Source organism: Pseudoxanthomonas indica (assembly GCF_900167565.1).
Classification (GTDB): Bacteria; Pseudomonadota; Gammaproteobacteria; order Xanthomonadales; family Xanthomonadaceae; genus Pseudoxanthomonas_A; species Pseudoxanthomonas_A indica.
In genome coordinates this window covers 652830-679235 of sequence record NZ_FUZV01000002.1, presented here as the reverse complement: position 1 = coordinate 679235, position 26406 = coordinate 652830, and the positions used below count along the sequence as shown (strand labels likewise).

General features: G+C 65.7%; 18 protein-coding genes. 8 read left to right on the top strand and 10 right to left on the bottom strand.

What is annotated here, in order from left to right; translation table 11 throughout:
• Nucleotides 1–3 precede the first annotated feature (3 nt).
• The gene (locus B5X78_RS13710; protein ID WP_079725073.1) at nucleotides 4–1020 is read left to right on the top strand and encodes a zinc-binding alcohol dehydrogenase family protein; all 1017 of its coding nucleotides are present in this window, start codon (nucleotides 4–6) and stop codon (nucleotides 1018–1020) included.
• A 122-nt stretch (nucleotides 1021–1142) separates the two neighbouring features.
• Here the strand turns inward: B5X78_RS13710 and B5X78_RS13705 are convergent, their stop codons facing one another.
• The 3 genes from B5X78_RS13705 to B5X78_RS13695 are packed head-to-tail and all read right to left on the bottom strand — an operon-like array spanning nucleotide 1143 to nucleotide 6041.
• Nucleotides 1143–3947, bottom strand: coding sequence for an AAA family ATPase (locus tag B5X78_RS13705; RefSeq protein WP_079725072.1), 2805 nt, complete (start codon nucleotides 3945–3947; stop codon nucleotides 1143–1145).
• Complete coding sequence (locus B5X78_RS13700) at nucleotides 3940–4671, bottom strand: hypothetical protein (protein ID WP_079725071.1); 732 nt, start codon at nucleotides 4669–4671, stop codon at nucleotides 3940–3942. The genes B5X78_RS13705 and B5X78_RS13700 overlap by 8 nt, the downstream gene beginning before the upstream one ends.
• Complete coding sequence (locus tag B5X78_RS13695) at nucleotides 4668–6041, bottom strand: hypothetical protein (RefSeq protein ID WP_176140869.1); 1374 nt, start codon at nucleotides 6039–6041, stop codon at nucleotides 4668–4670. The genes B5X78_RS13700 and B5X78_RS13695 overlap by 4 nt, the downstream gene beginning before the upstream one ends.
• A 197-nt stretch (nucleotides 6042–6238) precedes the next feature.
• Between B5X78_RS13695 and B5X78_RS13690 the strand changes: the two genes are divergently transcribed.
• The 3 genes from B5X78_RS13690 to B5X78_RS13680 all read left to right on the top strand — a co-directional run bounded on the left by B5X78_RS13690 (nucleotide 6239) and on the right by B5X78_RS13680 (nucleotide 9935).
• Nucleotides 6239–8275 carry an NADPH-dependent 2,4-dienoyl-CoA reductase gene (locus B5X78_RS13690; protein ID WP_079725070.1) on the top strand — a complete coding sequence of 679 codons (2037 nt, stop codon included), beginning with the start codon at nucleotides 6239–6241 and terminating at the stop codon, nucleotides 8273–8275.
• A 462-nt stretch (nucleotides 8276–8737) separates the two neighbouring features.
• The gene (locus tag B5X78_RS13685) at nucleotides 8738–9193 is read left to right on the top strand and encodes a cell wall hydrolase (RefSeq protein WP_079725069.1); all 456 of its coding nucleotides are present in this window, start codon (nucleotides 8738–8740) and stop codon (nucleotides 9191–9193) included.
• A 130-nt stretch (nucleotides 9194–9323) separates the two neighbouring features.
• Nucleotides 9324–9935, top strand: coding sequence for a glutathione S-transferase family protein (locus tag B5X78_RS13680; protein WP_079725068.1), 612 nt, complete (start codon nucleotides 9324–9326; stop codon nucleotides 9933–9935).
• Between the two features lie 71 nt (nucleotides 9936–10006).
• On the opposite strand, the gene B5X78_RS13675 is transcribed toward B5X78_RS13680, so the two are convergent.
• The 6 genes from B5X78_RS13675 to B5X78_RS13650 all read right to left on the bottom strand — a co-directional run bounded on the left by B5X78_RS13675 (nucleotide 10007) and on the right by B5X78_RS13650 (nucleotide 19182).
• Nucleotides 10007–12901, bottom strand: coding sequence for a TonB-dependent receptor plug domain-containing protein (locus tag B5X78_RS13675; protein ID WP_229730732.1), 2895 nt, complete (start codon nucleotides 12899–12901; stop codon nucleotides 10007–10009).
• Nucleotides 12902–13031: 130 nt separating this feature from the next.
• A complete protein-coding gene (locus B5X78_RS13670; RefSeq protein ID WP_079725067.1) occupies nucleotides 13032–13787 on the bottom strand; it encodes an FkbM family methyltransferase in 756 nt (251 codons plus the stop codon).
• A 24-nt stretch (nucleotides 13788–13811) separates the two neighbouring features.
• Nucleotides 13812–16124, bottom strand: coding sequence for a tetratricopeptide repeat protein (locus B5X78_RS13665; protein ID WP_139381566.1), 2313 nt, complete (start codon nucleotides 16122–16124; stop codon nucleotides 13812–13814).
• Nucleotides 16125–16427: 303 nt separating this feature from the next.
• On the bottom strand, nucleotides 16428–17444 hold the full coding sequence (locus B5X78_RS13660; protein ID WP_176140868.1) for a 2-dehydro-3-deoxygalactonokinase: 1017 nt from the start codon (nucleotides 17442–17444) through the stop codon (nucleotides 16428–16430).
• Complete coding sequence (locus tag B5X78_RS13655) at nucleotides 17441–18079, bottom strand: bifunctional 4-hydroxy-2-oxoglutarate aldolase/2-dehydro-3-deoxy-phosphogluconate aldolase (RefSeq protein WP_079725064.1); 639 nt, start codon at nucleotides 18077–18079, stop codon at nucleotides 17441–17443. The genes B5X78_RS13660 and B5X78_RS13655 overlap by 4 nt, the downstream gene beginning before the upstream one ends.
• The gene (locus tag B5X78_RS13650; protein WP_079725063.1) at nucleotides 18076–19182 is read right to left on the bottom strand and encodes a DUF4432 family protein; all 1107 of its coding nucleotides are present in this window, start codon (nucleotides 19180–19182) and stop codon (nucleotides 18076–18078) included. The genes B5X78_RS13655 and B5X78_RS13650 overlap by 4 nt, the downstream gene beginning before the upstream one ends.
• Before the next feature lie 165 nt (nucleotides 19183–19347).
• Here B5X78_RS13650 and B5X78_RS13645 point away from each other — a divergent pair, with 165 nt between their 5' ends.
• From B5X78_RS13645 to B5X78_RS13630, 4 genes are read left to right on the top strand one after another with little or no spacing between them, the layout of a single operon-like run.
• The gene (locus tag B5X78_RS13645) at nucleotides 19348–20037 is read left to right on the top strand and encodes a GntR family transcriptional regulator (RefSeq protein ID WP_079725062.1); all 690 of its coding nucleotides are present in this window, start codon (nucleotides 19348–19350) and stop codon (nucleotides 20035–20037) included.
• Between the two features lies 1 nt (nucleotide 20038).
• Nucleotides 20039–21220 carry a mandelate racemase/muconate lactonizing enzyme family protein gene (locus B5X78_RS13640; protein ID WP_079725061.1) on the top strand — a complete coding sequence of 394 codons (1182 nt, stop codon included), beginning with the start codon at nucleotides 20039–20041 and terminating at the stop codon, nucleotides 21218–21220.
• Between the two features lie 16 nt (nucleotides 21221–21236).
• Nucleotides 21237–22157: a dihydrodipicolinate synthase family protein gene (locus B5X78_RS13635; protein WP_176140867.1), complete on the top strand. Its 921-nt coding sequence runs from the start codon at nucleotides 21237–21239 to the stop codon at nucleotides 22155–22157.
• 46 nt (nucleotides 22158–22203) lie between these two features.
• Nucleotides 22204–25068, top strand: coding sequence for a hypothetical protein (locus tag B5X78_RS13630; protein WP_079725059.1), 2865 nt, complete (start codon nucleotides 22204–22206; stop codon nucleotides 25066–25068).
• Nucleotides 25069–25134: 66 nt separating this feature from the next.
• On the opposite strand, the gene B5X78_RS13625 is transcribed toward B5X78_RS13630, so the two are convergent.
• A complete protein-coding gene (locus B5X78_RS13625) occupies nucleotides 25135–26391 on the bottom strand; it encodes a hypothetical protein (RefSeq protein WP_079725058.1) in 1257 nt (418 codons plus the stop codon).
• Between the last annotated feature and the right edge of the window lie 15 nt (nucleotides 26392–26406).

The following is a 26406-nucleotide window of genomic DNA, read 5'->3' as shown; positions in this document are numbered from 1 at the left end:
CCCATGAAAGCCGTTGGTCTCACCCGTTACCTGCCCATCGATGATCCTGATTCGTTGCAGGACATCGAACTGGCCAAGCCGGAACCCACCGGCCACGATCTGCTGGTGCGTGTCGAAGCGGTGTCGGTCAATCCGGTCGACACCAAGGTGCGTTCGCCCAAGGCGAACGTGGAAGCGCAGCCGAAAATCCTCGGCTACGACGCGGCCGGCGTGGTGGAAGCCGTTGGTGACCAGGTCACCTTGTTCAAGCCCGGCGACGAGGTGTACTACGCCGGCGACATCACCCGCAGTGGCAGCAATGCGCAGTTTCAACTCGCGGACGAGCGCATCGTCGGCCGCAAGCCGGCGACGCTGGACTTCGCCCAGGCTGCCGCCATGCCGCTGACCACCATTACCGCCTGGGAGCTGCTGTTCCATCGCATGCCGTTCTCCATCGACACCGAATGCAACGGCCGCAGCCTGTTGGTGATCGCCGGCGCCGGCGGCGTTGGCTCGATTGCCATCCAGTTGGCGCGTCGTGCCGGCTTCCAGGTGATCGCCACCGCCTCGCGCGCCGAGACGATCGCCTGGTGCAGGCAGATGGGCGCGCAGCAGGTGATCGATCATCGGCAACCGCTGGCGCCGCAGCTGAAGACCATCGGTTTCGAGCAGGTGGATGTGGTGCTGAATTTCGCCAGCACCGATCGCTACTGGGAGCAGGTGGGCGAGATCATCGCGCCGCTGGGACATGTGGGTCTGATCGTGGAGCCAGCCGAACCCTTGCGCATCGGCGACCCGTACAAGGCCAAGAGCGTAGGCATCCATTGGGAAATGATGTTCGCGCGGCCACGCTTCCGCACGCCCGACATGATTGAACAGCATCGCCTGCTCAATCGCGCGGCCAGCCTGATCGACGCCGGCGAGCTGCGCAGCACGCAGGCGACGACGCTGGGGGTGATCAACGCCGCGAATCTGCGCGAGGCGCATCACCAGCTGGAGAGCGGCGCCACCATCGGCAAGCTGGTGCTGGCGGGCTGGTAATGCGACCGCCGCACTAGTCGGCTTGCCCCCATCCGCCCTTCGGGCACCTTCCCCCGCAGGCGGGGGAAGGGAGCGACAACCGAGTTATCGATGAACGAAGGGTCGGGGGTCGTGTGGCGCGATCAGGCGGCCTGCGTTTCTGAGCTGCGATCGCGCTTGAGCACGGCCACCGGTTCGGCCCAACTGCTGTTGGGCCGGCGCTTGCTGGTCGCCAGCACCAGGTCCGAGGGCTCGAACACGTTGACGTTGTGCGTGATGGGCGTGGTCAGGATGTACTGCGCATCGGTGGAGCGCAGGAAGCGGCCGACCTTTTCGATGTTGGCCACGTCCAGGTGCGCAAACGGTTCGTCGATGAAGACAAAGCCGCCCGGCTGGTCCTCGTCGCGCAGCAAAGCCACCAGCAGCAGCAGCGATTTCATCACCTGCTGGCCGCCGGAGGCTTCGCCATCGTCCAGGCCAATCCAGCCCTTGCGATCAAAGTCGAAGCGCACGGTCAGGCCGGCTTGCGCCAGCGCGATGTCCTCATTCACCAGCTCGGGCAGCTCCGCGTCCACGCCGATGCCGGCCAGCTCGCCCAGGGCCGCCAGGTTCTTGCGGTAGCGGCGCACGGTGGCGCGCAGCACATTGATGTAGGCGCCACGCGCCTCTTCGGTGAGCTTGCGGGCGCGGTGCAGGTGCGCTTCACGCTTGCCGATGCTGGTTTCCAGGGCGTTGTGATCGGTGGCGAACTTGTCGCGCAGGTTCAGGCAGGCCGCGTCTTCCACATAGCCGCCGCGCGCCAGGCGCTCATCCAGGCGTTCCAGTTCGCGACGTGCGGCATGGGCGCTTTCGTATTCCGAACGCGCGACATCCAGCGCGTCCGCCGAGCGCCAGGCGACCGGCATCTGCGCGCGGCGACGACGGAACTCGACGATGCGCTGCACCAGCAGCGCGCGTTCCTGGCGGATCTGTTGCTGGCGCTCGCGCAGTTCGTTGCCCACGGCCTTGAGCTCGCCGGCGCGACTGGCGGCGGCGATACTCTCGGCCTTGTCGTCCGCGCCCAGCCGGTCAAGCTCGGCTCGCACTTCCATCAGCGCGTGGGCAGCGTGTTGTGCGGCATCGGCCAGGTCCGGCAGGCGCGCTGCGGCGTCGGCGAACTCCGCGGCGCGCGTCACCAGTTCGCTGTCCGCACCCAGGCCGAGCAGTTGCGCCTGGCTGGCATCGAGTTGCTTGCCCAGGGCGGCCAGTTCATCTTCGCGTGCATGGGCGCGCTGTTGAATCCGGGTGGCTTCGGCGCGCAGCTCGATCAACTGCGCCTGGCGTGCGCCCGTGCCGAAATGATGGGCGCCGCCGCCAATCTGGCGGGCGCCGCGTTGCTCGCGCAGGTATCCCTTGGCGGTGATCCAGTCCTGTCCCTTGGCCAGGCGATGGCCCGCCTGTACATCGTTCACGCGTTGGATGCGATCCAGCTGGCGCGGCAGCCACGCCGGCGGATTGGCCAGGAAGCGCACGACCTCCAGCAGCGATCCCTTGCCGGGCTTGTCCGCCGGTGCGCGATCGGCGACCACGAAGTGGCGGTATTGCATCCGTTCGCCCAACTCCCACGCCGCGCGTGCGTCACCGGGTGACGCCAGCAACAGCAGATGGCGATACGGCGCCAGCACGGCTTCCACCGCGTTGGCCCATTGCGGGTCGATGACCTCGACAATCTCCGGCAGCACCTGGTGATCGATCCCCTGGTGATCCAGCGCCGCCCGGAACTCGCGCTCGAAACTTTCCACGACGCGGCCACCGCCACTGAGCGCGGCCACGCGCGCGGCAACTTCATTGCTGCGTTGGCGGTCACGCTCATGGTCCAGCTTGAGCTCGGCCTGCCGCCGGCGCGCGCCCTCGACTTCTCGGCTCAATGCTTCGACGTCACCTGACTTGCCGCCGGTCAGGCGCGCCAGATCATCGCGACGCTTGACCAGCACCTCGGCATCACGCGCATGGTCGCGTGCCTGGGTGAAAGTGGATTCGGCCGTGCCCTGGCGAGCACGCACTTCCTGCAAGGCATCGTGCAACTGCGCGCGGCGCTCGCTCGCTTGGCTCTCCTGCACTTCCAGCAGTGCATGGCCACGCTGGCGCTCACGCAGCGCGCGACGCAGCCCGGTCAGGCGGGGCCGCGCGCCTTCGATGGTGGCGCGCTGATCCGCCAGCTCCACCTTGGGCATGATTTCCGACTGCAGCCGGTTGCGCTGGTTGCGCAGCGCCTGGCCATCCTCGTAGGAACGGACGTCGGCGCGGGTGGATTCCAGCTTCAGGTGCAGCTCCGCCAGGCCCTGCTGGAGCTGGCCGATTTCCTTCTCAACATCGAACTGCTCGTTGCGGGCGCGCTGGTAGTCGTCCAGCACGGCCTTGTCTTCAAACACGTCAAAGACCAGCTGCAGGAGTTCGCGCGGCGACAGTTGGCAGAGCTTGTCAGTGGCACCCTGCTCCAGGGTCAGCACGCGGCAAATCGCGCGGCTCAGGCCGGCGCCGGCCAGGCGAACCCGGTAATCGCGCACGCCCAACCATTCACCGCCTTGTTCCAGCGTTTCCACTGGCACATCGCCGGCGACAATCTGGTAATCACGCGACCAGTCACCGCCGCGCTTGCGCACGCGGCAGGCGATGGTCACCTGCTCGTCCATCAAGGGGAAGAACGCCCGCTTGCCGCGCCGATCGGCGGGATTGCTGACCACCGCACGCAGCCAGGCATAGGGTTTGCCGTTATGGCGCAGGTAGGTCTTGTAGTCGCGCGCCATGTCGCGATCATCGATCGCCAGCAAGGTGCGCAAGGCGTCGAGCAAGGTGGTCTTGCCGGACCCGTTGGGCCCGACCACGGTGATGATGGAGGCGTCCAGCGGCAGGCTGTAACGCTGCCAATAGTCCCAGTGCACCACTTCCAGTTGGCGGAACTCAAACATCGGCTGCGATCTCCTCGATCTGATCTTCTTCGCCGGGGTTGTCGTCGGCGGTGTCGACGACGTCGTCCAGCGGCGCTGCTGCGGCCTGCGAAAGGCGGGCTTCCTCGATCACCTGGGCCAGTGCGCCGTCCATGACCCGGCTGGCGATGCGTTCGTAGTCGAACGCCAGATCCAGCAGCGGGCCTTCGTGGATGCGTTCCTTGCGGCGGACGATGAAGCCCTGCCGCTGCAAGGTGCCCAAGGTCATCTGCAAGCGCCCCTTGCCGCCGAGCTTGTCGGCAAAGTCGGCCAGCAGTGTGCGTTCGTTGATCGGCTCCACCACTTCACTGCCCACCGGTACCGGCTTGAGTTCGGCGAACATCTGCTCCTGATCCTGGGCGCGCTCGCCCTCCTGACGAGCGATCTGGCGCTGGCGCTTGGGCAACACCAGCAAGGCCCACAGCACCACCAGCAAGGCCAGCGCATCGCGGCCGAGCGACAGGTTGCTGGCCGCCCACGCTTCCGCGTGGCCAAAGACGTCGTTCTCCTGGGCGCGCGCCACGCCTACCGCGACGTAGCCGGAATATGGGTGTTCGAGCAGGCGCAGGCCGGCCGCGGCCAGCCGGCGATCCAGATCGTCGCGCAGTTCGGCGTCGACCAGCATCTGCCGCACCGCGCGGTCATCGCGTGGCAACCAGCGTTCGGCCAACAGCCGGGCAATCAGGGAAGCGATGGGGTCGTTCATGCTTGGCTGCTCTTGCGGGTTTTGGTCTTGCGAGGCATGGGTTTGGCGACAGTGGGCTTGCCGGACCCTGTCTTGACGGACGTCTTCGTATCGGACGACTTGTCGGCGGCAAGCGGTTGCAGCCGGCCGCGGCTCATCGCCGCCACGCCGGCGCGCTGCACGCTTTCCAGTTCGGTCTCCACCTGCCAGTGCAATGACAGCTGCGCCAGCGATGCGCTGACGCCATTGCGGTTCTCGGCGCCGGCATCGCCAATCAGTCCAAGCAGCGACAACCGATAAGCGCTGAGGGCAAAGCTGTCCTGCGGCACCCAGTCGGCCAAAGGCGCGTCTTCCTGCAATGCAGACAGCTGCTGCAGCCAGTGCTCCGCGTGCGCATATTCGTTCTGCACGCTGGGGGCGACCACGTCGTGCGGCGCCGCCTGTGCGGGTGGCAAACCGATGTGTTCGGACTCTTCGCGCTCACGTTCGACCAGTTCGTACTCGGCCACGTCCAGCGCGATGGGCGCCAGCACCAAGGCCGGCATCAGCGTGCGTGCCAGCACGTCGTCGGCCAGCGCGGCGAGCGCATCGATGTCTTGCGTGCGCAGGAAGCGGGTGACGTCGGAGGAAGACAGGCCGGTGGCGCCCAGGTGCACGCGGTGGCGATCGAGTTGGTTGAGCGCACGCTGGAACACCGACGCCTGGCGCAACAAGGCGCTTTGCGCGCGGCCAATCTGCTGGGCCACGCGATGGGTGGCGGCGTCCAGATCGGCTTCGGCGGCAATGTCGCGGATCAGTGCGGTGCCCTTCTCCACCCATTGCCACACCGATTGCAGGGTGTCGGCCGCGCGCTGGATGCGATGTTCCGATCCACTGAGCACGGCCTGGTCAAAGTCTTCGCGCAGTTCGTTCAAGCGCGACAGCAGATGCTGCAGATCGTCGGCGCCCACCCGGCCCATCGACTGGCCGGCCGCCAGCTGCGCTGTGACGTAAGCCAGTTCGTCGCCCTCGCGATTGAACTGCAGCAACATGCCGATGGCCGCCAACGCCTGCCGGCCGACCGGGCTGATGCGATAGCGCTGGCTCTGCGCCTCCCAGCCCAGCAGGCCGTTCTCGCGCAGGCGCGCCAGCACCGTGTCGAACTTCACTGCATCCAGGTAGGCAAATTGATCGCGCAGTTCCTGCGGGGTCCAGTCCGGCGCCTGGCCGCGCTCGCCGATGGCGCGCAGGACCAGCAGCCGCACCATCACGTTTTCCTCGGCGCCATGGAACAGGGTCGAGAACGCCCGCAACAGGTCGCGGGCAGCAAGCAAAGGGTGGAGGTCCGGCAGGTCGGCGGCGGCGATGCCGTCGCGCAGGTAGTCGTGCAGGGGCGGTGTTGCGGCTTCCATGGCGTTCAAACAGCGTCGGAACCCTATGGTCCATGAGCCCGGGGAGCGCGACAACTCTTGCGCGGCCGGCCGGTCTGTGCCTCCCCGGTCCGGCGCTGGCGCGGGCCCCTCTGGCGCGAGAAACTTGCGTGACGCTGCCCGGAGCGGGCATCGTGACGGTCCCGTACGCCAGCGTATCCATCGCCCGCCAAGCCCGCATGCTGCCCAACGCCCAGTCCGAATCGCCCTATCCCCACCTGTTCGCGCCGCTGGATCTGGGCTTTACCCGGATCCGCAATCGCATCCTGATGGGCTCGATGCACACCGGCCTGGAAGATCGGGCGCGCGACTTTCCGCGCTTGGCGGCTTACTTCGCCGAACGGGCGGCGGGCGGCGTGGGCCTGATTGTCACCGGCGGTTTCTCGCCCAACCTGGTGGGTTGGCTCAAACCCTTTGGCGGCAAGTTGTCCTGGCCTTGGGAAGTCAGGCCGCACAAGTTCGTCACCGCAGCCGTGCACGCGCACGAGGCCAAGATCTGCCTGCAGCTGCTGCACGCCGGGCGCTACGCCTACCATCCGTTGTCGGTGGCGCCATCGAAGCTGAAGGCCCCGATTAATCCCTTCACTCCGCGCGCCCTGGGTGCGCGCGCCGTGGCGTCGCAGATTTCGGCCTATGCCGCGGCCGCGAAGCGCGCCCGTGATGCCGGCTACGACGGCGTCGAAGTGATGGGTTCGGAAGGCTATCTGATCAACGAATTCACCGCGCCGCGCACCAACCGTCGCAATGACGCCTGGGGTGGCAGCGCGGAAAAGCGCATGCGCTTTGCGGTGGAGATTGTCCGCCGCATCCGCGAAGCCTGCGGGCCGGACTTCATCATCATCTATCGCCTGTCGCTGCTGGACCTGGTGGAAGACGGCAACGCCTGGGATGAAATCGTGGCGCAGGCGCGCGCGGTGGAAGCCGCCGGCGCCACCATCATCAATTCCGGCATTGGCTGGCACGAGGCGCGGGTTCCCACCATCGTCACTTCGGTGCCGCGCGCCGCCTTCGTGGAGGTGACCGCCAAGCTCAAACCCCACGTCAGCGTGCCAGTGATCGCCACCAACCGCATCAACATGCCGGACGTGGCCGAATCGATCCTGGCGGCGGGCAAGGCCGACATGGTCTCGCTGGCGCGGCCGCTCCTGGCGGACCCGCAATGGGCCGAAAAATCCCGGCTGGGCCAGGCGCACCGTATCAATACGTGCATCGCCTGCAACCAGGCCTGCCTGGATCACGTGTTCGAGAACAAGAACGCCAGCTGCCTGGTCAATCCGCGCGCCTGCGCCGAGACCGAACTGATCTACAAGCCCAGCCTGCAGCCCAAACGCATCGCGGTGGTCGGCGCGGGGCCGGCCGGTCTGGCCTGCGCCACGGTGGCGGCCGAACGCGGCCACCGGGTCACCCTGTTCGATGCGGCCGAAGAGATCGGCGGCCAGTTCAATTTCGCCAAGCGCATTCCCGGCAAGGAAGAATTCCACGAAACGCTGCGCTACTTCCGCCATCGGATCGAGGACACCCGCGTCGAACTCAAGCTCGGCCGGACGGTGACGCCCACCGACTTGGCCGACTTCGACGAAATCGTGCTGGCGACGGGCATCACGCCCCGGCAGGTCGATTTTGCCGGCGCCGACCATCCCAAGGTCATCGGCTACTGCGACGTGCTGTCGGGCCGGGTGACCGTCGGTGCGCGCGCCGCGCTGATCGGCGCGGGCGGCATCGGCTTCGACGTGGCCGAGTTCCTGGTCCAGGAAGGCCCGTCGCCCAGCCTGGATCCGCAGCGCTGGATGGCCGAATGGGGCGTCGATACCCGCTTCGAATCGCGCGGCAGCCTGGCCAGGCCACAGCCCGAGCCGCCGGCGCGTGAGGTCTGGCTGCTCCAGCGCAGCGCCGGCAAGCCGGGCGCGCGCCTGGGCAAGACCAGTGGCTGGGTGCATCGGGCCACGCTCAAGGCCAAACAGGTGAAGATGCTGGGCGGGGTCGAGTATCTGGGTGTGGACGATGCCGGCCTCCATATAAGAGTGGATGGCGCCGACCAGCTGCTGCCGGTCGACCACGTGGTGGTATGCGCCGGCCAGGAGCCGCGACGCGACCTGCTGGAGGGTCTGCTGGCCAGTGGCAAACCGGTCCATGTGATTGGCGGCGCCGACGTGGCTGCCGAACTCGACGCCAAGCGCGCCATCGCCCAGGGCAGTCGTCTGGCGGCAGCGTTCTAGCGCCCAAGCTGAACAAGCCGGTCGCCTTGTCCGGCGGCTTTTCCCGCCGAAACCACCTTGGCTTGTGCGGTGCCGGGCAGCACAGAGCGTGCCCGTCATCACGCTCCGGCGTCGCTGAAACGGCTTGATTCAGGGCATTTCCCGGTTGCCGGCGTGATGCGGCGTGACGGCGGCGACCTCAACCTTCACGCCAACCTAATCATTTCCAATCAAATACTTAGCGCAAGTGTCAACCCGCGATATTCAGGGTGGGTTCCAGTTTGCGACCTTACCTTGCGCGCACTTTCCGGCCCGCCGCCCAGTTCAGGCGGGTCACCCCGGCCACGATTCGACTTCGGCCGGAAACGGGCAGCCCGTGTGACGGCTGCCTCCCCATAACGCCCTGCTGCGTCGCCTGTAATCCCTTCCCGCATGTGTTGGGGGAAGTGGTGGGACGCGGGAAAGACGGAGCAAGGAGTTCCCATGAAACTGGCCTGGATTCTATGGCTGTCGCAGATGTTGCCGCAGCCGGCCGCAGACTCATTGTGTCTCAGCACCACCGTATATCTGGAAGCACGCGACCAGACCCTGCGCGGACAACAAGCCGTTGCCGAAGTCGCCCTGCGCCGCCGTGACAGCGGCCTGTGGGGAGACTCGGTCTGCGAGGTCGTCACGGCCCGCAAGCAGTTCGCCCCCACCCTGGTCGCCCCCGGCACCCGGCTTCGCAATGCCGATGCCTGGGCCAAGTCGGTCAATGTCGCCCTGGGCGCCGAGCGCAACTGGGCCCTGCCGCCCGGCCAGCGCAAGGAAATCGTGCCTGGCGCCAGCCACTTCATGGCCCACCAGACCGCCAATCCCAGCTGGCGCAACGCCTACCGGGTGGCCACGATTGGCGATCACACTTTCCTGCGCGTGCAGAAGCTCAAGCCGCGTTCGTAAGCGAGGAATTGCAGCTCGGCAAGCGGACCGTTCGTGACGGTCCGTTACGCCAGCGAGGTTGAGCATGGAAAGCGGGTCTGGGACATTGCCCCACCCGCTTTTTCCTTATCTGCTCCACTGGAGAACCTCGATGAAGCTCTACACCAAGCCCGGTGCCTGCTCGACCGCTGATCACATCGCCCTGCAATGGACGGGTCAGCCGTTCGAGGTCAAGGTGATGACGGCCGATGAAATGAAGGCGCCCGCCTACCTGGCCATCAATCCTACGGGTGCGGTGCCGGCGATCGAGGATGGCGACTTCGTGCTGACCCAGAACGCGGCCATCATGGGCTATATCGCGGACAGCTTTCCGCAGGCAGGGCTGGCCGGCGATGGTTCGCCGCAGCAGCGCGCCACCGCCGCTCGCTGGTTGTCCTTCGTCAACTCGGACGTGCATCCCGCGTTCTCGCCGCTGTTCGGGCCGTCCAAGTTCATCGGCGATGAAGCGCAGTTCGATGCGATCAAGGTGGCGGCACGCAAGCGAGTGCGCGGCGTGTTCGAACTGGCCAACAAGCAACTCGATGGTCGCCAATGGCTGGCGGGTTTCCGCAGCTTTGCCGACCCGTATTTCTACATCACCCTGCGTTGGGCCGACAAACTTGGCATCGACTTCAGCGATCTGCCCCATCTGGTTGCGTTCAAGCAGCGCATGGACGCCGACCCCGGCGTGCAGGCCGCGTTGAAAGCTGAAGGCATGAGCTGAGCACTCCGCTCCACGGATACGAGAACGGCCCCCTTGCGGGGGCCGTTTTGTTTGCAACAAGGTAAAGGCGCTTAGAACTTCTGTTCGTACTTCATGTACCAGAAGCGTCCGATATCAAACCCACCGTTGTAGGTGAAGCTGCTGTCGGGCTTGCTGTACATGACGGGCCCCTGGTGGTTGAAGACGTTGTTGGCGCCCAGCGACACACGGGCCGACCACGGCAGGTTCACGTAAGCCTGCATGTCGTGGAAGGTATTGGAACCGATCTCGTTGACCGGCTGCGCACGCGTGTACGACGACACAAAGTTCGGATTGCTGCATTCTTCCGTGTAGGTGCAGAATTCCTTGGCGCCGGAGTAGTAGCGCATGGTCCAGGACGCACCAAACTCGCGGAGATTCCAGGTGATCTTCATGTTCGAGCGGATGCGCGAATTCATGCCGTCGGTGTCAGCCCAGCCATTCTCCTGCTCCACCGGCGTCTGCGCTTCGTTGTCGCGCTTCAACTCCAGGTAATCGACATAAGTGGTCTTCCAGTCGACGGCGACCTTGCCCCAGGACATTTCCGGCAGGCGATAGCCCACGGCCAGGTCGTAGCCCGCGGTTTCCTTGTAGCCTGCGTTGCTCAACGTACGCGTGGCGCTGGTGACCTGGTAGCCCTTCAGCGGAACCTTGGCATTCGCCGGAGCACGAGTGAAGCGACCGCAGGCCGAACCGACACCCAGCACATAGCACTGGTTGAGGATCGAGGTCACCGACTCGTTGGTGATCACGTTGTCGATGCGGATCTTCCAGTAGTCCAGGCTGACGTTCAGACCTTCCACGAAGCTGGGGCTCCACACCACGCCCAGGTTATGGCTCTTGGATTCTTCCGGCGTCAGGTTCGGATTGGAGCCGGACTGGAACGTGTAGTTGGTCTGCTGGCCCGGACCCGTGGCCGCCACACCGCCAGACGCCTCCTGGCGGAAATCACTCGGGATGCCGGCGGCGGCGCAACGCGTGGCCACGGCCGGATTAAGACGCGCCGCACCAAAGCTGCTGTCGCAAGGGTCGGTGAGGTTGTCGAACGTATCCGTGGTCCCGCCGTACAGATCGCTGACCGTCGGCGCACGGAAACCCGTGGCGTAGGTACCGCGGATCAGGACATCGTCCACCGGCTTCCAGCGCACGCCGAACTTGCTGTTGAACGTGTTGCCGAACGTGCTGTAGTCGGAGTAGCGGCCGGCAACGTCGATGGCCAATTCCTTCGCAAACGTCTTGTCGGTAATCAGCGGCACGTCGAACTCCAGGTAGGCTTCGTTCAACGAATAGCTACCTGATGTGCTGGCGCCGGCCAGATCGGTGGTCAAGCCTGCCTGATTCATGGCGTCCGGATTGAAGCTCGCCGATTCCTTGCGGTGCTCCAGTCCGGCCGCCATGCGGATGTCGCCTGCTTGCCATGAACCCAGGGTGCCGGTGATGTTGGCGGAGTACACATCCGTGATGGTCTTGGAGGTGTCGTGACTGACCGGGAACAGGTAGGCGCGGAGCGCCGCGTCGGAAGTCAGCGAGCCGGCGCCAGCCTGGCCGTAGGGCAGCATCGGATTCCACGGCGTGCAGCCGGCAATCACCTTGCCCGCTTCACCGCAGCGGACCACGCCGTCAGTGTCCCTGAAGGATGGGCCCACGGCGCTCGCCACATGGGACTTCAGCAGGTTGCCCGTGCCGGTCTTGGTACCGGTGTTCTCGTTGCGCATGTAGCTGGCATCCCAGTCCCAGATGCGCTCCCCGACTTCGAACGAGCCCTGCAGGCCGGCGCTGAAACGGAACGTGGTCAGTTCCGAACGCGTCTGCCGCGGTACTTCCCAGGTGCGGCGCAGGAAGTCGGCCTGGGTACCCAGCGGGTTGAAGTAGCTGTTGGCCGACAGGGGTGTGCCGTTGGGGCCCGACTGATACGGATAGCCGGCAATCTGCTGCAAGGTCTCGCGCTGCGTGTACAACGCGTCGGCGACGAACTTGACCTTGTCGTTGATGTCGTAGCTGCCGTTGGCAAAGAACGAACGTCGCTCCATGCCGGTCTGCAATGCCATCTGCGCGTTGGGATTGCTGTAGTCGGTGAGCGGATTGGTCGGATGGTAGTCCGCCATGTTCCTGGAATCCCCACCGGGGTTGAGGGTCCAGCTCTTGCCTGCCGAATCAATCAGACGGCCCTTCTCGGTGGTCGCACTCCAGCCGTTGGCGCGGACCTTGCCGTTGTACATGTCGGGAACAGGGTGGCGCGGGCCATTCGATGCTGCACTGAAGGCATAGTCCCTGGCCATGACCATGTCTTCCTTGCTGTATTCGGCCCCCATGGTGAAAGCGCCACGCTCGCCGGTACTGCCAAACACGGCGTGGTAGATCTGCTTCTTGCCGCCATCGCGGCTGTACTGTCCGATGTAGGCGCCGGCTTCCAGGCCTTCGACGTTCTTGCGGGTGATGATGTTGACCACGCCGGCAATGGCGTCCGAGCCATAGATGGCCGACGCGCCATCGGTCAGTACTTCGATGCGCTCAACCACCGAAGTCGGGATCGATGCCAGGTCGGAGTAACCGGCCGAACTGATGCCCATGCGCTTGCCATCAATCAACACCAAGGTGCGCTGCGGCCCCAGGTTGCGCAGGTCCACATACTGGCCACCCACTTCCTCGCCGGAAGCCAGTGCATCGGCACGGCTGATGGCGGGCGTGCCGGCCGTGCTGATGTTCTGCACGATGTCCGACACGGAGGTGAAGCCCTGGCGCTCGATATCCGCCCGGGTGACGGCAATCACCGGCTGCTGGGTTTCCATATCCACGCTGCGGATACGCGAACCGGTAATCTGCATGCGGTCCAGCGTGGTTACCTCTTGGCTCTCCTGCGCCACGGCTATGGGTGAGGCAAGCACGGCGGCAATGGCCATCGGCAACATGCCACGACGCAGAAGGTTGCGAAATTTCTCTTGTTTCATCGAGTGCTCCTGTGGACAGACGTTACGAACGAGTTAAGTGACTCGAACGTTACGTGCCCACAGGAACCTGATTTTTGCCTCGATGGCTTGAGGAATGTGCCTGTCTTGTCTTGCGTGCCAAGTGCAGCGCTTAAATTTCCTGCAGCCGTTCAAAATCGGTGCGTGACTCGACAGGTACGGCGATGACGTTCTGACTCACGCAACCGGGGAACTGGTTGTCATCGGAGCCATTGAAGTTGTCACGGTTATACCTGTATGGCAGGTGCGACCAGCAGCGGTAGCCCGCCTGCTTGAGGGCCCGCACTTCCGCAATTGCCTGCTCGGGTTGCCCAAGGCGCGCGTAAATGGCGGGACGGCAGCGGCGCAGGGTCTCCTCCGCATCCTGCAGGATGCCGCTGAGTGTGCCGGGAACATTGACCTTGAGCAGTTGCAGGCTGGGCAAGGCCAGGCTGTCGACACTGATGCTGCGGATGCGCGATGTATCGCCGGCTCCGGAATCGTTCAACGTCTCGGATACCAGCATGCCTTCGTCAACGCGGCCCAACCACGCCAGATGGGTGTAGACGTTGAGCAACTGGTTCAAGGCAATGTTGGCGCAAAGCTGCTGGAATTCCAGGCGCCGCGGCTCCACGACATGGACCTGCCCGCTTTCGCCAACGGCCTGTGCAAGCCAGATCGAATGTGCGCCGAACTCGCCGCCAAACTCGAGCACCGTGTTGCCCTGCTCGAGCAGGCTGCTCAACAGGTCGAGTTCGTGTTCCATCCATTCGCCATAGAGCTGCAGCGAACGGGCCGCCATCACGTCTGCCCGCCGTGATGCCATGACGCCGTAGCGGGTCTTCCAAAGGCGCTTGCTGGAATCCTGCGGGAGTAGTTGAGTGTCCATGTAAAAAGTCTCGTGGTCTGTGGTTCAGTAAGAAGTGCCGGCCAGGCGCAGGCGCTGGTGCGAGCGCTGCCAATGGGTGTGCTGATGGGCGTGATCGAGGGTGCGTGCCCAGCGCGCATCCGCTTCCTGCCAAAGCGGAAGTACTTCCGGGCGCAAAGCGCCGGCGTTCCAGGCGGCCTCGCACAGGCGGCTGCTGCTGGCGTAGTCGCCTGTACTGAGGCGGATACGTGCCGCGGTGCATAAAGGCTCCGGCTGGCCTGATGCAAACTCCTCAAGTTGGCTTGCCAGGGTCTCGACCCATAGGCGCTGCTTCACATCGAGCGGACGCAAGGACGAAAGACCCAGCAATGCCCGCGCAGCGCAATGCCACGCCATGGTGGAGTGGGTATCGCTGGAGGTTGCCTCCGCCGCCGCGGCAGCCGCATTGAGAAAGTGCACGGAGGCCGAATCCGGGTCCGCTTGTTTGGCCAGGGCAAGCTCGACCTCGGCCTGTTCGGTCCGGGTAATAGACGCTGGCAGCGCGTCTGCAGGCAGTCCGTCCAGGATCTCGCGTGCCTGCTGCAGGGTCCGCAAGCGAATGGCGCCCTGTTCAAGCCGCGAGCGGGTGCGCAAGTAGTACGCACGCGCAAACTGGATGCCGCTGACCGCCTGTGGCGACAGCTGGCTGGCGCGTTCAAACAGCCGATCCGCCTCGGCGAGCTTTGCCTGCGCGGCTCGGGCAGGCAACAGGCGCGACCAATCGTCGAGCAGCTTGATCCACGCCAGCAGCGGTGCGACTGCTTCCGTGCGCTGCAGGCGAGGCGCTGCCTCGGCCTGAAGGGCCTGCAGCGTGAGGAGTCGGCTGCCGCCCGATTGATGTTGAATCAGATGCCGCGTGGCATCGATCATCCTGGCCAGCCAGGCGTCTTTGTCTCCCTCGCCTGCCGTTGCCAATGCAAGGCGCAGCTGCTCGATTGCCTCGACGTAGAGGCGAGCCGACTTTCCACCTTTCGCGGCGGCCGCCAGGCCCAGTTGCACATCGATAGTCAAAGCCCTGGTCGAGCCGTCTTCCGTCACCGGATGCGTCGCGGGTATGGCGGCAAGGTGCTGCTGCGCCTTCAGCAGCCAGTGCTCTCGTTCGGCGATCGCCCCGCTTTCGCTGGCGTCGGCACGCAGCAGGGAGGCTTGCGCCAGTTCAAGGAGATCGGCCGGTGCGTCCGCGCGTGCCTGGCTACGCTGCGCCAGGCAAGCCAGGGCCTGCTCAAGACACTCCCTGCGCATCTGGTCACCGGGCGCGTGGCGCGAACGCAACAGGTGACTGCGGGCAATCCGGGTCATCACATCAGCTCGATCCGGTTCGTACTCCAGTACGCACGCAAAAGCCTGCGCTGCTGAACCGGCTTGTACGAAGGCAGTGTGTCCCTCGTTGTCCTGAGCCAATCGCCACCACGCCCAGCCCGCGACCATCCATGCCTCGAGATGGGGCGGAGCCTCGCACAACAAAGGTTCCAGCGTTCTCAAGGCGTCCTCGGGTCGCGCCGCTGCCAGCAGACGCTTGGCCTCGGCCAAGGCTGAGTCGTTACCGTAGTCGCTGGGCAAGGCCAACTGCACCGTCTCCGGCGCGCGCGAAGCACGCGCACTTCCCGGCAATGCAATCGCCCGGTCGATCGGATCGTTCGTGCTACCGACGGCAGCAAAGGTGAGCCGTTGCAGCGGAATGGACGGAGTGCCTGTCAGCGGCTCCCGCGACGAAAGTGGTACCTGTGCGGGGGCCACTTCCGCAACACGCATGCGGCTTGCCGCAGCTGTATGGGCATGCGCGCGACGGCGCGACCACCATCCCACCAGCAGCAACAACGCCAACAAGGCAAGCCACGCGTACCACGTGCTGGTGTCCGAGGCGGTGCTGCTCAAGCCAACTGCGGCAATACCGTTGCGCGCGGCATTGGCTCGTGCCGTCGGCGCTGGCAATTCATGCTGGGAATAAAGCGACGACGAGAGAGCATTGACTGGTTGCCGGGCCACCGTGTCGTCACGAGTTGGCACACTCGCCACCTCGGCTCCCTTAGTTGCCGGAACGACGCTGCTTGGTTTGGAGGCAGCGGAACCCATGGCCTCGGCCCCTGCTGGGACGGGAGTGCCGGAGCATACGGCGTTGCCGTCTTCGCAGCTTTGCCTTTCATCCGTCGGTGATTGGGAATCTGCATCCGCGCGTTGCGCGATCGACTCTTCGCCAAGCACACGCTGGTCTTTCAACGGAGTAGCGGTCGAAAGCGTGTCCACGCCACTGCCTTGATGCTGGCAAGCCAGCAAGGTCAATGCACCGGCGATCGCGATCGCTCGGCGCATTTCGTCCAAGCGATTCGGTCGCGCACCGTTCGCGGCACGGGAAGCGCCAGGGCTCGGCAGTGGTATCTGTGGGGTCATGGCAAGAGCACCCATGGCAACCGGCTGGATTGCCGGCTTGACGTTCGCATGGCCGGCATTCGACGGCGGCTGCGCTGACCATCGGTATCGCGGTGCGCGGTTCAAAGTTCCAGCGCAAAAGACTAGCAGCGCCGCCTGAGGACTCAGTGCGCCTCTTGTCGAACGAATTTGCAGGAATTGTCGTTGACGACTGCCGCAGGGGCGCCGCCGGCACAGAGTCCGGCGGCGGCTTCCTCATTCCTGGGCAGCCAGGTTGGCCGCCTGGACCAACGCACCCACGTAGGCCGCGGTGACCGTTTCCGGCTCGATCGACACCGGCGCCGCCCCCATCGCGGTGAGGGCGAAATGCCAGGCCTGGCAGATGGGACGCGCGCCCAGCAGGAGAACGCGACTGCCCGCCAGTTGCTTCGTCCATGGCGTAATCGTGCTGCCGATGACCACGCCCAGCAGGAACAGCAGCCGCTCACGGCCATTGCTGCCGGGCACACGTTCCATCAGCCGGGTCATGAAAGCGGCGCGCAGCACGCCGAAGTTTTCGCAGGCGAGCAGGCCGCGCTGCAGCATCCGGATGTCCTGTGGCGAGAGCGTGTCCGGGAGCTCGGAATCCACGCTCGCGCTCAGCACGGTCTGGGTACGCAGCACGTGCAGCACTTCGCCGCCCATGGTGGTCGAACACGCCGTGATCGTCCCGTCGAGAATCTCGACCAGCTTCCAGTGCGACCCCAGACTCAAGGCGATGCCGGATCCGCTCAAGGCGCCGACCTCCAGCATGCCCAGGCAAACCGCTTCTTCGCCGCGCATCACGTCGAAGTCTGCGATGTCGTCCAGCGTCGGCACCGCGGGTCCGCAGCGCACACCTGGCAGCAGCAGGATGGGCAATGGCGAGACCTGCGCGATCGTCAACTCGCGGGCGCCGTTTGCCAAGGCACGCAGATCCGCGGGTGCGGGCACATGCGGCACCTCGGCCAGGCCCAATGGCGAGGTGATCATGCCGGCTGCGACGATGCCTTCCGCCCGCCAGTCGGCATGGATGAGTCGTGCCGTGGACGACGCTTGTTCCAGCAGGCCTTCGACGGCGCGATGCAAGGCCTGGGGAGAACCATCGCGTGCCGTGTCGCGTGCCCCGACGGTGGCACGCGTTTCGGCCAGCACCTCGGTGCCTCGCACCGCCCATACGCGCGTGGTGGTGGTGCCGCCGTCGATGATCAAGCGATCCACTGTCGTTGCGTCCACGTGTTGTTGCTTGCTCATGCCATTGCCTCCACAAAGGCGACTGCCCGTTGACCGATGCCGTCGGCATCCACCCGGTCGGTGGATCCCCTTCCCACCAGTTCCGATCCCACGCCCACGGCCCATGCGCCAGCGGCGCGATACTGGGCTGCAATGGCAGGCGTCACGCCGCCGGTCGGGACCAGGCGCAGATGCGGCAGCGGGCCGCGCACGGCACGCACAAAGGCCGGCCCAAGCACCTCGGCGGGAAACAGCTTGACTGCCTGCGCACCGGCCGCCACGGCTTCGACGATTTCCGAGGGTGTCTGGCAACCCGGCAGCGCCACCATGTGGGCGGCCACGGTGGCTTGAATCACCGCGCGATCACGATTGGGCGACACGATGAAGCTCGCTCCGGCACTCGCCGCAGCCTGCACCTGCGCAGGTGTCAGCACGGTGCCCGCGCCAATCGCCATGCGACCGGACAGCCTGTCGGCCAGGCGCGCAATGCGCGCCAGTGCGTCCGGTGAATCGACGGTCAATTCCAGCGACGTGACGCCGCCCGCCAGCAACGCATCGGCGATGGCGTCATCGTGCGGGCCGAAGTCACCGCGCAGGATCGCCACCACGCGGCCGGCGCCGATCAATTCGAGAGTTGCATCGGGATTAGCCTTCATGCGTATTCTCCTGCAGCAGCGTCATCGGTGATCGCTCCACCTGCGCCCACATGCGTGACCGTCGAGCGACTGCTGAAAGCCGTGGCCTCCAGCACAGTGCGGCGGCTCTGCCCGCCTGCCAGCGTGATGGCGGTGCCACGGCGCACCGACTCGGCCAACGACGGCAAATCGGACGCCGGCTCCAACGCCAGCAGATGCGGCATGCCGTACCACGGATAGTCCTGGCCACCGCCCCAGATCTGCCACAAGCCGACCATGGGAAAGGTCGCCACGTCCCAGCGCAGGGCGAAGCCGACCTCGCGCTGCGGATTGACGATGGCGAACCAGCCCTCGATCAGATCATCCAGGCGCACGAATTCATGGCTGCCGGCGTCCGCATGAGGAATCGTGGAAAGATCCACGTCGCCCGCGCCTGCCTGTGCCGTCAGGTGCGGCCACGTGCCGCGCGCCTGTGCGGCCACGCGCGATCCGTCGGGCACGCTGTCACTGGTTGATGCGGTGGTGCCGGACGGCAGGAAGATCCGCGCGCCTGGTTCCACCAGTGGCGCGCCGAAGGTGGGATGGTGGCCCCACAGGAATTCCACGGTCTGCCCGGACTCGTTGGTGACCTGCTCTTCAAGGCGGACGGTGCCGCCCTCGCCTTCCAGGAACATGGCCCGTTCCAGCCGCAGCGGAATCCGGCCGAGGCGGACGCTGAAGACGACGCCGACGCCGTCGGCGTCATCGCGCACGATCCGGTAGTCCCAGGGCAACAGGGTGGCCTCGCCGTGATGGCCGAAGGCGGCGCCACGGTGCTCGCAGGGCTGCGGTCCATTGGGCAGCATTTCGTACCAGCCACCCGGGAAGTACTCGCGGAAATGCCCCCCTTGCAGCGGGCTGCTCAGGCGCAGGTGGGCGTCATCGCGCAGCCCGTGCCGGGAATGCCACAGGCATTCCACGTCCTTGGGCTTGTAAAGGAACTCGATGATGTCCGCGCCCTTGTCGGCGGCGATCACCACGCGCACAGTCGCGTTTTCGAGGGAGACGCAGCGATGGCCGCGGTAGACGAACTGGCGCAAGCGGCAACCGGAGTTGCGTTCCTGCTGGAAAACCAGCGGACTCATCGGCACTGCCCGCCAATGGCTGCCGGGGAAGAACAGGGCGAAAGGTTCACATGACGTCCTTTTTGGGGAGGACGGCCACCCTATCGGCGCCCCTCAAACTTGTAAAGTAGAAAATTTCAGATTTAGCATTTTACAATTCAGTCGGACTCTGTCAGGATTTTCGCCATGGACACCTTGCCTCGCCTTACCCGCGCCCGAGCCAGTGATTCAGTGGCGGACATGCTCCGCGCCAGCATCCTGGGCTCGACCTTCCGCCCCGGCCAGCGCCTGGACGTCAAATCCCTGGCCGACCAGCTCGGCGTCAGCCCGACGCCGGTCAAGGACGCCATCAACCGGCTCGCCGCCGAGGGCCTGATCGACATCCGCCCCCGCAGCGGCACGTTCGTCACCGACATCACGCCCAAGATGGTCGAAGAGATCTTCGAGGTCCGTCGTGGTCTGGAATGTCTGGCGGCCGAACTGACCATGGCGCACATGACCCCGGCGCTGCTGCGCATGTTCACCGCGCTCACCCGGCAGCTCGAAGCACCGGTGACCAACGAGACCGAACGCGCCGAACATGAGCGCGCCAACGTCGCCCTGCACATGCTGTTTGTCGAATCCTCGGGCAACCAGCGCCTGGTGGAGATGTATCGCAGCCTCAATGCGCACTTGACCATCGCACGCATCCATTCGCGCCAGCGTCCGGACGCCACCCGCATGGAGGCCGAGCTGCACGAACACAGCGCCTTGCTTGAAGCCATCCAGGCCGGTGACACGCCACGCCTGGTGCAGGTACTGGGTGACCACATCCGCCGCGCCGGCAAGGATCTGGTCGAGGACGTGACCCTGGCGCAGTCCGCGGACCGGAACTGAGATGACCCAGCGGATTACTCGTGTGACCGCGCGTGCGGTCAGGATTCCCCGCGACGTCAGTGAGTCGATGGGCACCGCCGGCACCCCTGCCGCGCTCACGGGCGACGCTGCACAACGCTACCGCTGGGCCACCCACTACCGCACCCTGTATGCGGCCGATCACCTGGAAACCGTGTTGATCTCGGTGCATACCGACGCCGGTTTGATCGGTTGGGGTGAGGCACAGGCGCCGGTGGCGCCGGAAGTCACCTGCGAAATCGTGCGCACACTGTTCGCACCTTTACTGGTGGGCGAAGACGCGTTGGCGCCGGAAGCCATCTGGGATCGCCTCTATGCCGCCATGCGCGTGCGCGGCCATACCGGCAGCTTCCTGGTGGACGCGATGGCCGGCATCGACCTGGCGATCTGGGATCTGTGCGGCAAGGCGTTTGCTCAACCGGTCTATCGTCTGCTCGGTGGGCCATGCCGGACCGAACTGCCCTGCTATGTCTCCGGATTGGCGGGCGCCAATGTCGCGCAAAGGGTGGAAGAAGCACAGCGCCTGGTGGCCGAAGGCGTCACGGCATTCAAGCTGTTCATGGCCGAAGATCCCGCGGCCTGCCTCGCCGAACTCGATGCGCTGCGGGCCGCATTTGGCGATCGCGTTGAACTTTACGTCGATGCGTTGTGGCGCCTTGACCGCAGCAACGCCGCACGCTTTGCCGCCGAGTTGGAAGCGCGCAACGCCGGCTGGCTGGAAGCACCGCTGATGCCCGAAGACGTCGCCGGCCATGCCGAGCTTGCACGACGCACGCGCATCCCGCTGGCGATCGGCGAGAGCTATCGCACCCGCTACGAGATGCTGCCGTTCCTCGAACAACAGGCCGCCGCCGTGCTGCAGCCGGACCTGGGCCGTTCCGGCCTGACCGAAAGCCGCAAACTGGCGGCGCTGGCGCAGAGCTTCCACGTGCCGATCGCGCCGCATGTCAGCATCGGCCTGGGTCCGCAGCTGGCCGCCGCGCTGCACCTGGCGGCAGCCACGCCGAATTTCCTGCGCCTGGAATGCAATCCACGCGTGCAGATCATCGCCAACCGTTTCCTGCGCACGCCGCTGCCCACGGGCGCCGCCTACTTGTCGCCGCCGGATGCACCCGGCCTTGGCGTCGAGATCGACGAAGCCGCGATCGCCCCCTTTGTCCTCTGACGCGAGGAGCGTCGATATGCCCAATACTTCTGTCACGCCCTTCCGCGGCGTCTATCCGATCGTCAATACCACCTTCAAGGACGACGGCAGCATCGATATCGACAGCCAGCGCCGGCTGGTGCGTTTCCTGCTCGATGCAGGCGCGCACGGACTGGGACTGTTCGGCAACGCCAGCGAGGGCTACACCCTGTCGGGCGAAGAGCGCCGCAGGATCCTGGAGATGATCGTGCGCGAGGTCGACGGCCGCGTGCCGGTGATCGTGAGCTCCGGCCATACCGGCACCGACCTCGCCGTGGCGCTCAGTCGCGAAGCCGAAGCTGGCGGGGCGGATGGCCTGATGGTGCTGCCGCCGCATTTCATGAAGCCGGACGCCGACGGCGTGTTCCATTATTTCCGCGCCATCAGCGACGCCGTGAGCATTCCGGTGATGGTCCAGGACGCCCCGTTGATGAGCGGCGTGACCATTGGTGCTCCGCTGATCGCACGCATGGCGCGCGAACTGGAGCAGGTGCGCTACGTCAAGGTGGAAGCACCGCCGACCGCGCCCAAGATCAGCGCGATCCTCGATGGCAACGATGCACCTCCCGTGCTGTTCGGCGGTCTCAATGGTCAGTTCCTGATCGAGGAACTGGATCGCGGCGCGGTGGGCACCATGCCGGGCAGCGATCTGACGGCCGCCTTCGTCAGCATGTGGAATCTGTGGGAAGCCGGTGACCGTGCCGGCGCGCGGCGCGAGTTTGCCCGCTACCTGCCCTTGATCCGTTACGAACTGCAACCGGGCCTGGGCGTGTCGGTGATGAAGCACAACCTGGTGGCCGCCGGCGTGATCGACTGCGCGCGCGTGCGTCATCCCACCCGCAGCCTGGATGCAGCCGGCTTGCGCGAAATCGCCGAGCTGCGCGCCGAGCTGCCGCTGGCGGAGCTTGGCTGGGCCTGATCCCACGGCGGCATCGGGCCGCCGCCTGCAATGACGGAGGACATCGATGCACGTAGCAATCCGGACGCTGGCGTTCGCGCTGGCGCTTGCCACTCCTTTGGCCGCTGGCGCGGCTCCACCGGCCCATCTGCTGGACGTGGATGACGGCGCGGTCACCCTCACCGCACCCGACGGCGCGCGTGCCCGCTTCGACATCGCGTTCTGCGTGTTGTACCGCGCAGACGAACCCGCACCGAAACTGTTGCCCGCCGACAGCCTGCGCACGCGCTACAACGTGGTCACCTGGCCGGCGGCGGTGGCGGCCGATGCCGAGGTGGCGCAGACGCGTCGCGATGCCAGCGAAGTCGGCGATGGCTTCGATTCCGCGATCCTGCAGGGCGACGCCAGCGGCCGCACGGCCGACGCCTTTGCCGCCGCACCGCGCGACTGCGTCAAGGCCGATCACGCACAGCGCCTGGCCTCGGGTGGGTATCGCTGGCGGTTCCCGAAACGCCCGGGCTTTACCCTGTCCGCCGAACTGCTGCCCGGCAAGGACGGCCCCCCCACCCTGCGCTACACGCTCGACGCCAAGCGCGCGGGCTACTACTCGGTGGCTTACATGGGCGCTCCGGCGCATGCGCCGGAGCAGACCCAGGCGATCTTCCAACCACTGGTGTGGACCGAGAAGCGCTTTCCGGATCGCAGCTACCTGACCCTGGCGTTCCAGGCCACGCTGCCTTCGACCCTGGTCGAGCACAACGGCCAGGTGGAAGGCGTAGTCGTCGATGCCGGCGAGTTTCCGTTCGAACCGCTGCCGGTGTTCACCAACTCCCGCTTCGGCATCGCTCTGCGCAACCCGACGGGCCAGGCGCAACCGATGGTGTTCGCGCCGGTGCTGGGTGGCGCCGGATCACGGTTGAAGGCCGGCGAGCGCTTCGCCTTTTCGCTGCGGCCGTATGTCCATCGCGGTTCGCTGACCGTCGGCTATGAACATGCCGCGCGCACGCTGTACGGCTTCCACGACTATCGTCGCAATGCGCTGTCTTCGCTCAACCGCACGCTGGAACGGATTGTCGACTACGGCATGAGCCACTGGTCGCAGTTCCGCGAGGACGACAAGGGCTCCAGTTACGAAACCGATGCGCCCGGCACGGTCAAGAACGTGTCCTCGCTGAACCCGCTCGACCTGGCGCTGGTGACCGACGATGCCGCGATCTGGCGTCATCGGGTCGCGCCCTACATCGAATACATGGTCTCCCGCGAGAAGTACCTGTTCACCATCGACGAGACGCAGAAGATCCAGCATCCGTCCTACACCTTGGAAGGACCGGCGGCGCCGGTGTCGGAACTGGCTGCCCTGCATCGCATCTTCAACGGCGCTTCGCCGGCCTTCCTGGCGCTGGCGAAGCAGGAATACGCCGGCAGCCGCACCCGCAACCTCGACGTGCACGAGCGCGGCGACACCTGGCAGAACAGCCTGGCGCTGTACCGGGCCAGCGGTGAGCAGCGCTACCTGGACGCTGCGGTGCGCGGCGCGGATGCCTATCTCGCCGCACGCATCGCGCAACCCGCGCGCGAGTTCGCCGGCGTGCATGGCGAGGAGCCGTTCTTCTGGACCCAGTTCGTGCCGGACTTCCCGTCGCTGCTGGAACTGCACGAGGCCACCGGCGATTCGCGCTACCTGCAGGCCGCCCACCGCGCCGCGCGCGAGTTCACCCAATACGTCTGGTTTGCACCGGCCATTCCCGCCGGCAACGTGCGGGTCAATCCGGACGGCATGGCACCGCACTACGGTTACCTGGCTGGCAAGGGCCATCCGCCGATGCCGGCCGCGCCCGAAGATGCGCCTGCATGGCGCTTGTCGGAAATCGGGCTGACGCCGGAATCCTCCGGCACCGCCAGTGGCCACCGGGCGATCTTCATGGCCAACTGGGCGCCGTGGCTGCTGCGCATCGCCCATGCCACCCAGGATGATTTCCTCCACGATGTCGCGCGCTCGGCGGTGATTGGCCGCTATACCAATTTCCCCGGTTACCACATCAACACCGCGCGCACGACGATTTACGAAAAGCCCGACTATCCCCTGCACGATCCCAAGTCGCTCAGCGTCAACTCGTTCCACTTCAACCATGTCTGGCCGATGGCATCGATGCTGCTCGATTACCTGGTCACCGATGCCTGGGCGCGCTCGGACGGGGCGATCACCTTTCCGTCGGAATTCATCGAAGGCTATGCGTATCTGCAGAATCGCGCGTACGGCGGGCGCAGCGGTCGCTTCTTCGCCCACGACGATGCCGTGCTGTGGATGCCGGCGCAGCTGATCCAGGCCGACAACGTGGAGCTCAACTACGTGAGCGCGCGCAGTGGCGACGGCAGCCGCCTGTACGTGGCGCTGATGAATGAATCCGACGCGCCCGTCAGCAGTGAGGTACGCATCGATGTGGCGCGCGTGCCGGGGTTGGCGAATGGCAAGGTGCGCGCGACGGACCTGCATGGCCTGTCGTCGGCGCCGACCTTCAACGAGGGTGTCGCCACGCTGCAGGTACCCGCGCGTGGGCTGGTGGCGTTCACGGTGGAAGGCGCCGGCATCCGTCCCGGCCTGCAGGCCACGGTGATGTCCGCGTCGGCGAAAGACGCCTGGCGCACGCCGATGACCCGCATCACCGACCCTGCCGCCCGCGGCATGGTGCTGGACTACGGCCCCTCGATGCGCAGCGCCTTCGTGTTCCTGGAAAACGGCAAGCGCGACTACACCCAGGTGGCGCTGCGCTGGTCGACCGGCAAGGATTCCGGCGTGCTGGTGGACAAGGGATTCCCGTGGGAATTCAGCGTGCCCCTGCCCGATGATGCGCGTCGCTTCACCTGGTCCATCGAGGGTACCCGCCCCGACGGCACGATCCAGAAATCCGCCAAGAGCGTGCTTGCGCGCTAGGCGCAAGCGCTGATTGAAACCGGCAACCGCCGTGGTGGGCTGCTGCAGCCCACCACGGCGTGACACTTACGGATAGTTGCTGATATCCACGGCGAGGCGGTTGATGCGGGTATGCCCGGACACCACCGAGGTCCGGAAGTACAGATACATCTTGCCGTTGTCGTGGATCACGTCGAAGTTGTGACCGTCACCGGCCAGCGCCGGCGTGCCGCCATCCAGATCCACCAGCGACGGATAGTTCACTTCGCTGGCGGTGGAGCTGTACAGCGCCACCGACGGGTTCCAGTTCACCAGATCGCGCGAGGTGGCATAGCGCACGCCCGCGCCATCGCGGAACACCGCCACGTAGTGACGCGACGCCGCATGCCAATGAACGCTGCGCACGTAGGATTGGAACGTGCCCGCATTGACCACCGGGCACGGCGCGGTGGCGCTGATGTAGGGATTGTTCATGCGCTGGGTGAAGGCCGGCGCGGTGGTGCTGCCGGTCCAGGCCCGCCAGTTTTCGCGCAGCGCCGGATTGTCGCTGCGGAACAGGCACACGCCCTTGTCCTGGTCGCCATAGCCGGAACTGGTGTAGGCGAAGAAGTAGTAGTAACCATCCGGCTCACCCTCGGCATTGAAGCCGCGGACGATGTTGGACGGTGCGCCGTAGCCGATCCAGCCGGCGGTGGGCGTGTTGGTGTCGCCTGGATAGGCCACGTGCGGAAAGATCGCGATGTGCCAGGGCACGCCCTTGAGCTTGGAGAACGACAGGTGCCCGCTGGGCGAGGTGTTCAGCGCATCCGCCTTCCAGATCGCGATGGCGCTGTACCAGCACTGCGGCTTGGGCACCGTGCCGCCGGTGAATTGGCAATCGGGATCGGAAATACGCCGGCCGAAATAATCGTTGTGGCCATAGCCGTAGACGTAGCCGGTGGCCGGATCAAAATGCAGCGCCTGCAGGAACGTCTTCTGGTCGAAGCGATCGATGGTGTTGTTGCCGACGTCGCCGATCATGATGGGCGTGCAGTCGAGCGTGGCCGTCGATGGTTGCGCATTGAAGGCGGCGACGCTGCCGGTCCACTGCCAGCCGCGCGCCTGCGGATCGCCGATGGTCATGTGCACCAGGTCGAACTGATCGCGGAACAGGCGCACCGGCCCATCGATATGGACCTTGGTGGTCCCGCAGGTCTGCAGGGCGCTGTCGTGGAAGGTCTGCACACTGCCGGTGATGGCCAGTTGCGGCGGTGCGGGCGTCTGCGCGCGGGTGGTCGCCGCGCTGGCGGCCAGGGTGACGGCGATGGCGATGCTCAGCCCATGCTGTCGTGCGGACGTGGTCATGGTGCTTCTCCGTTG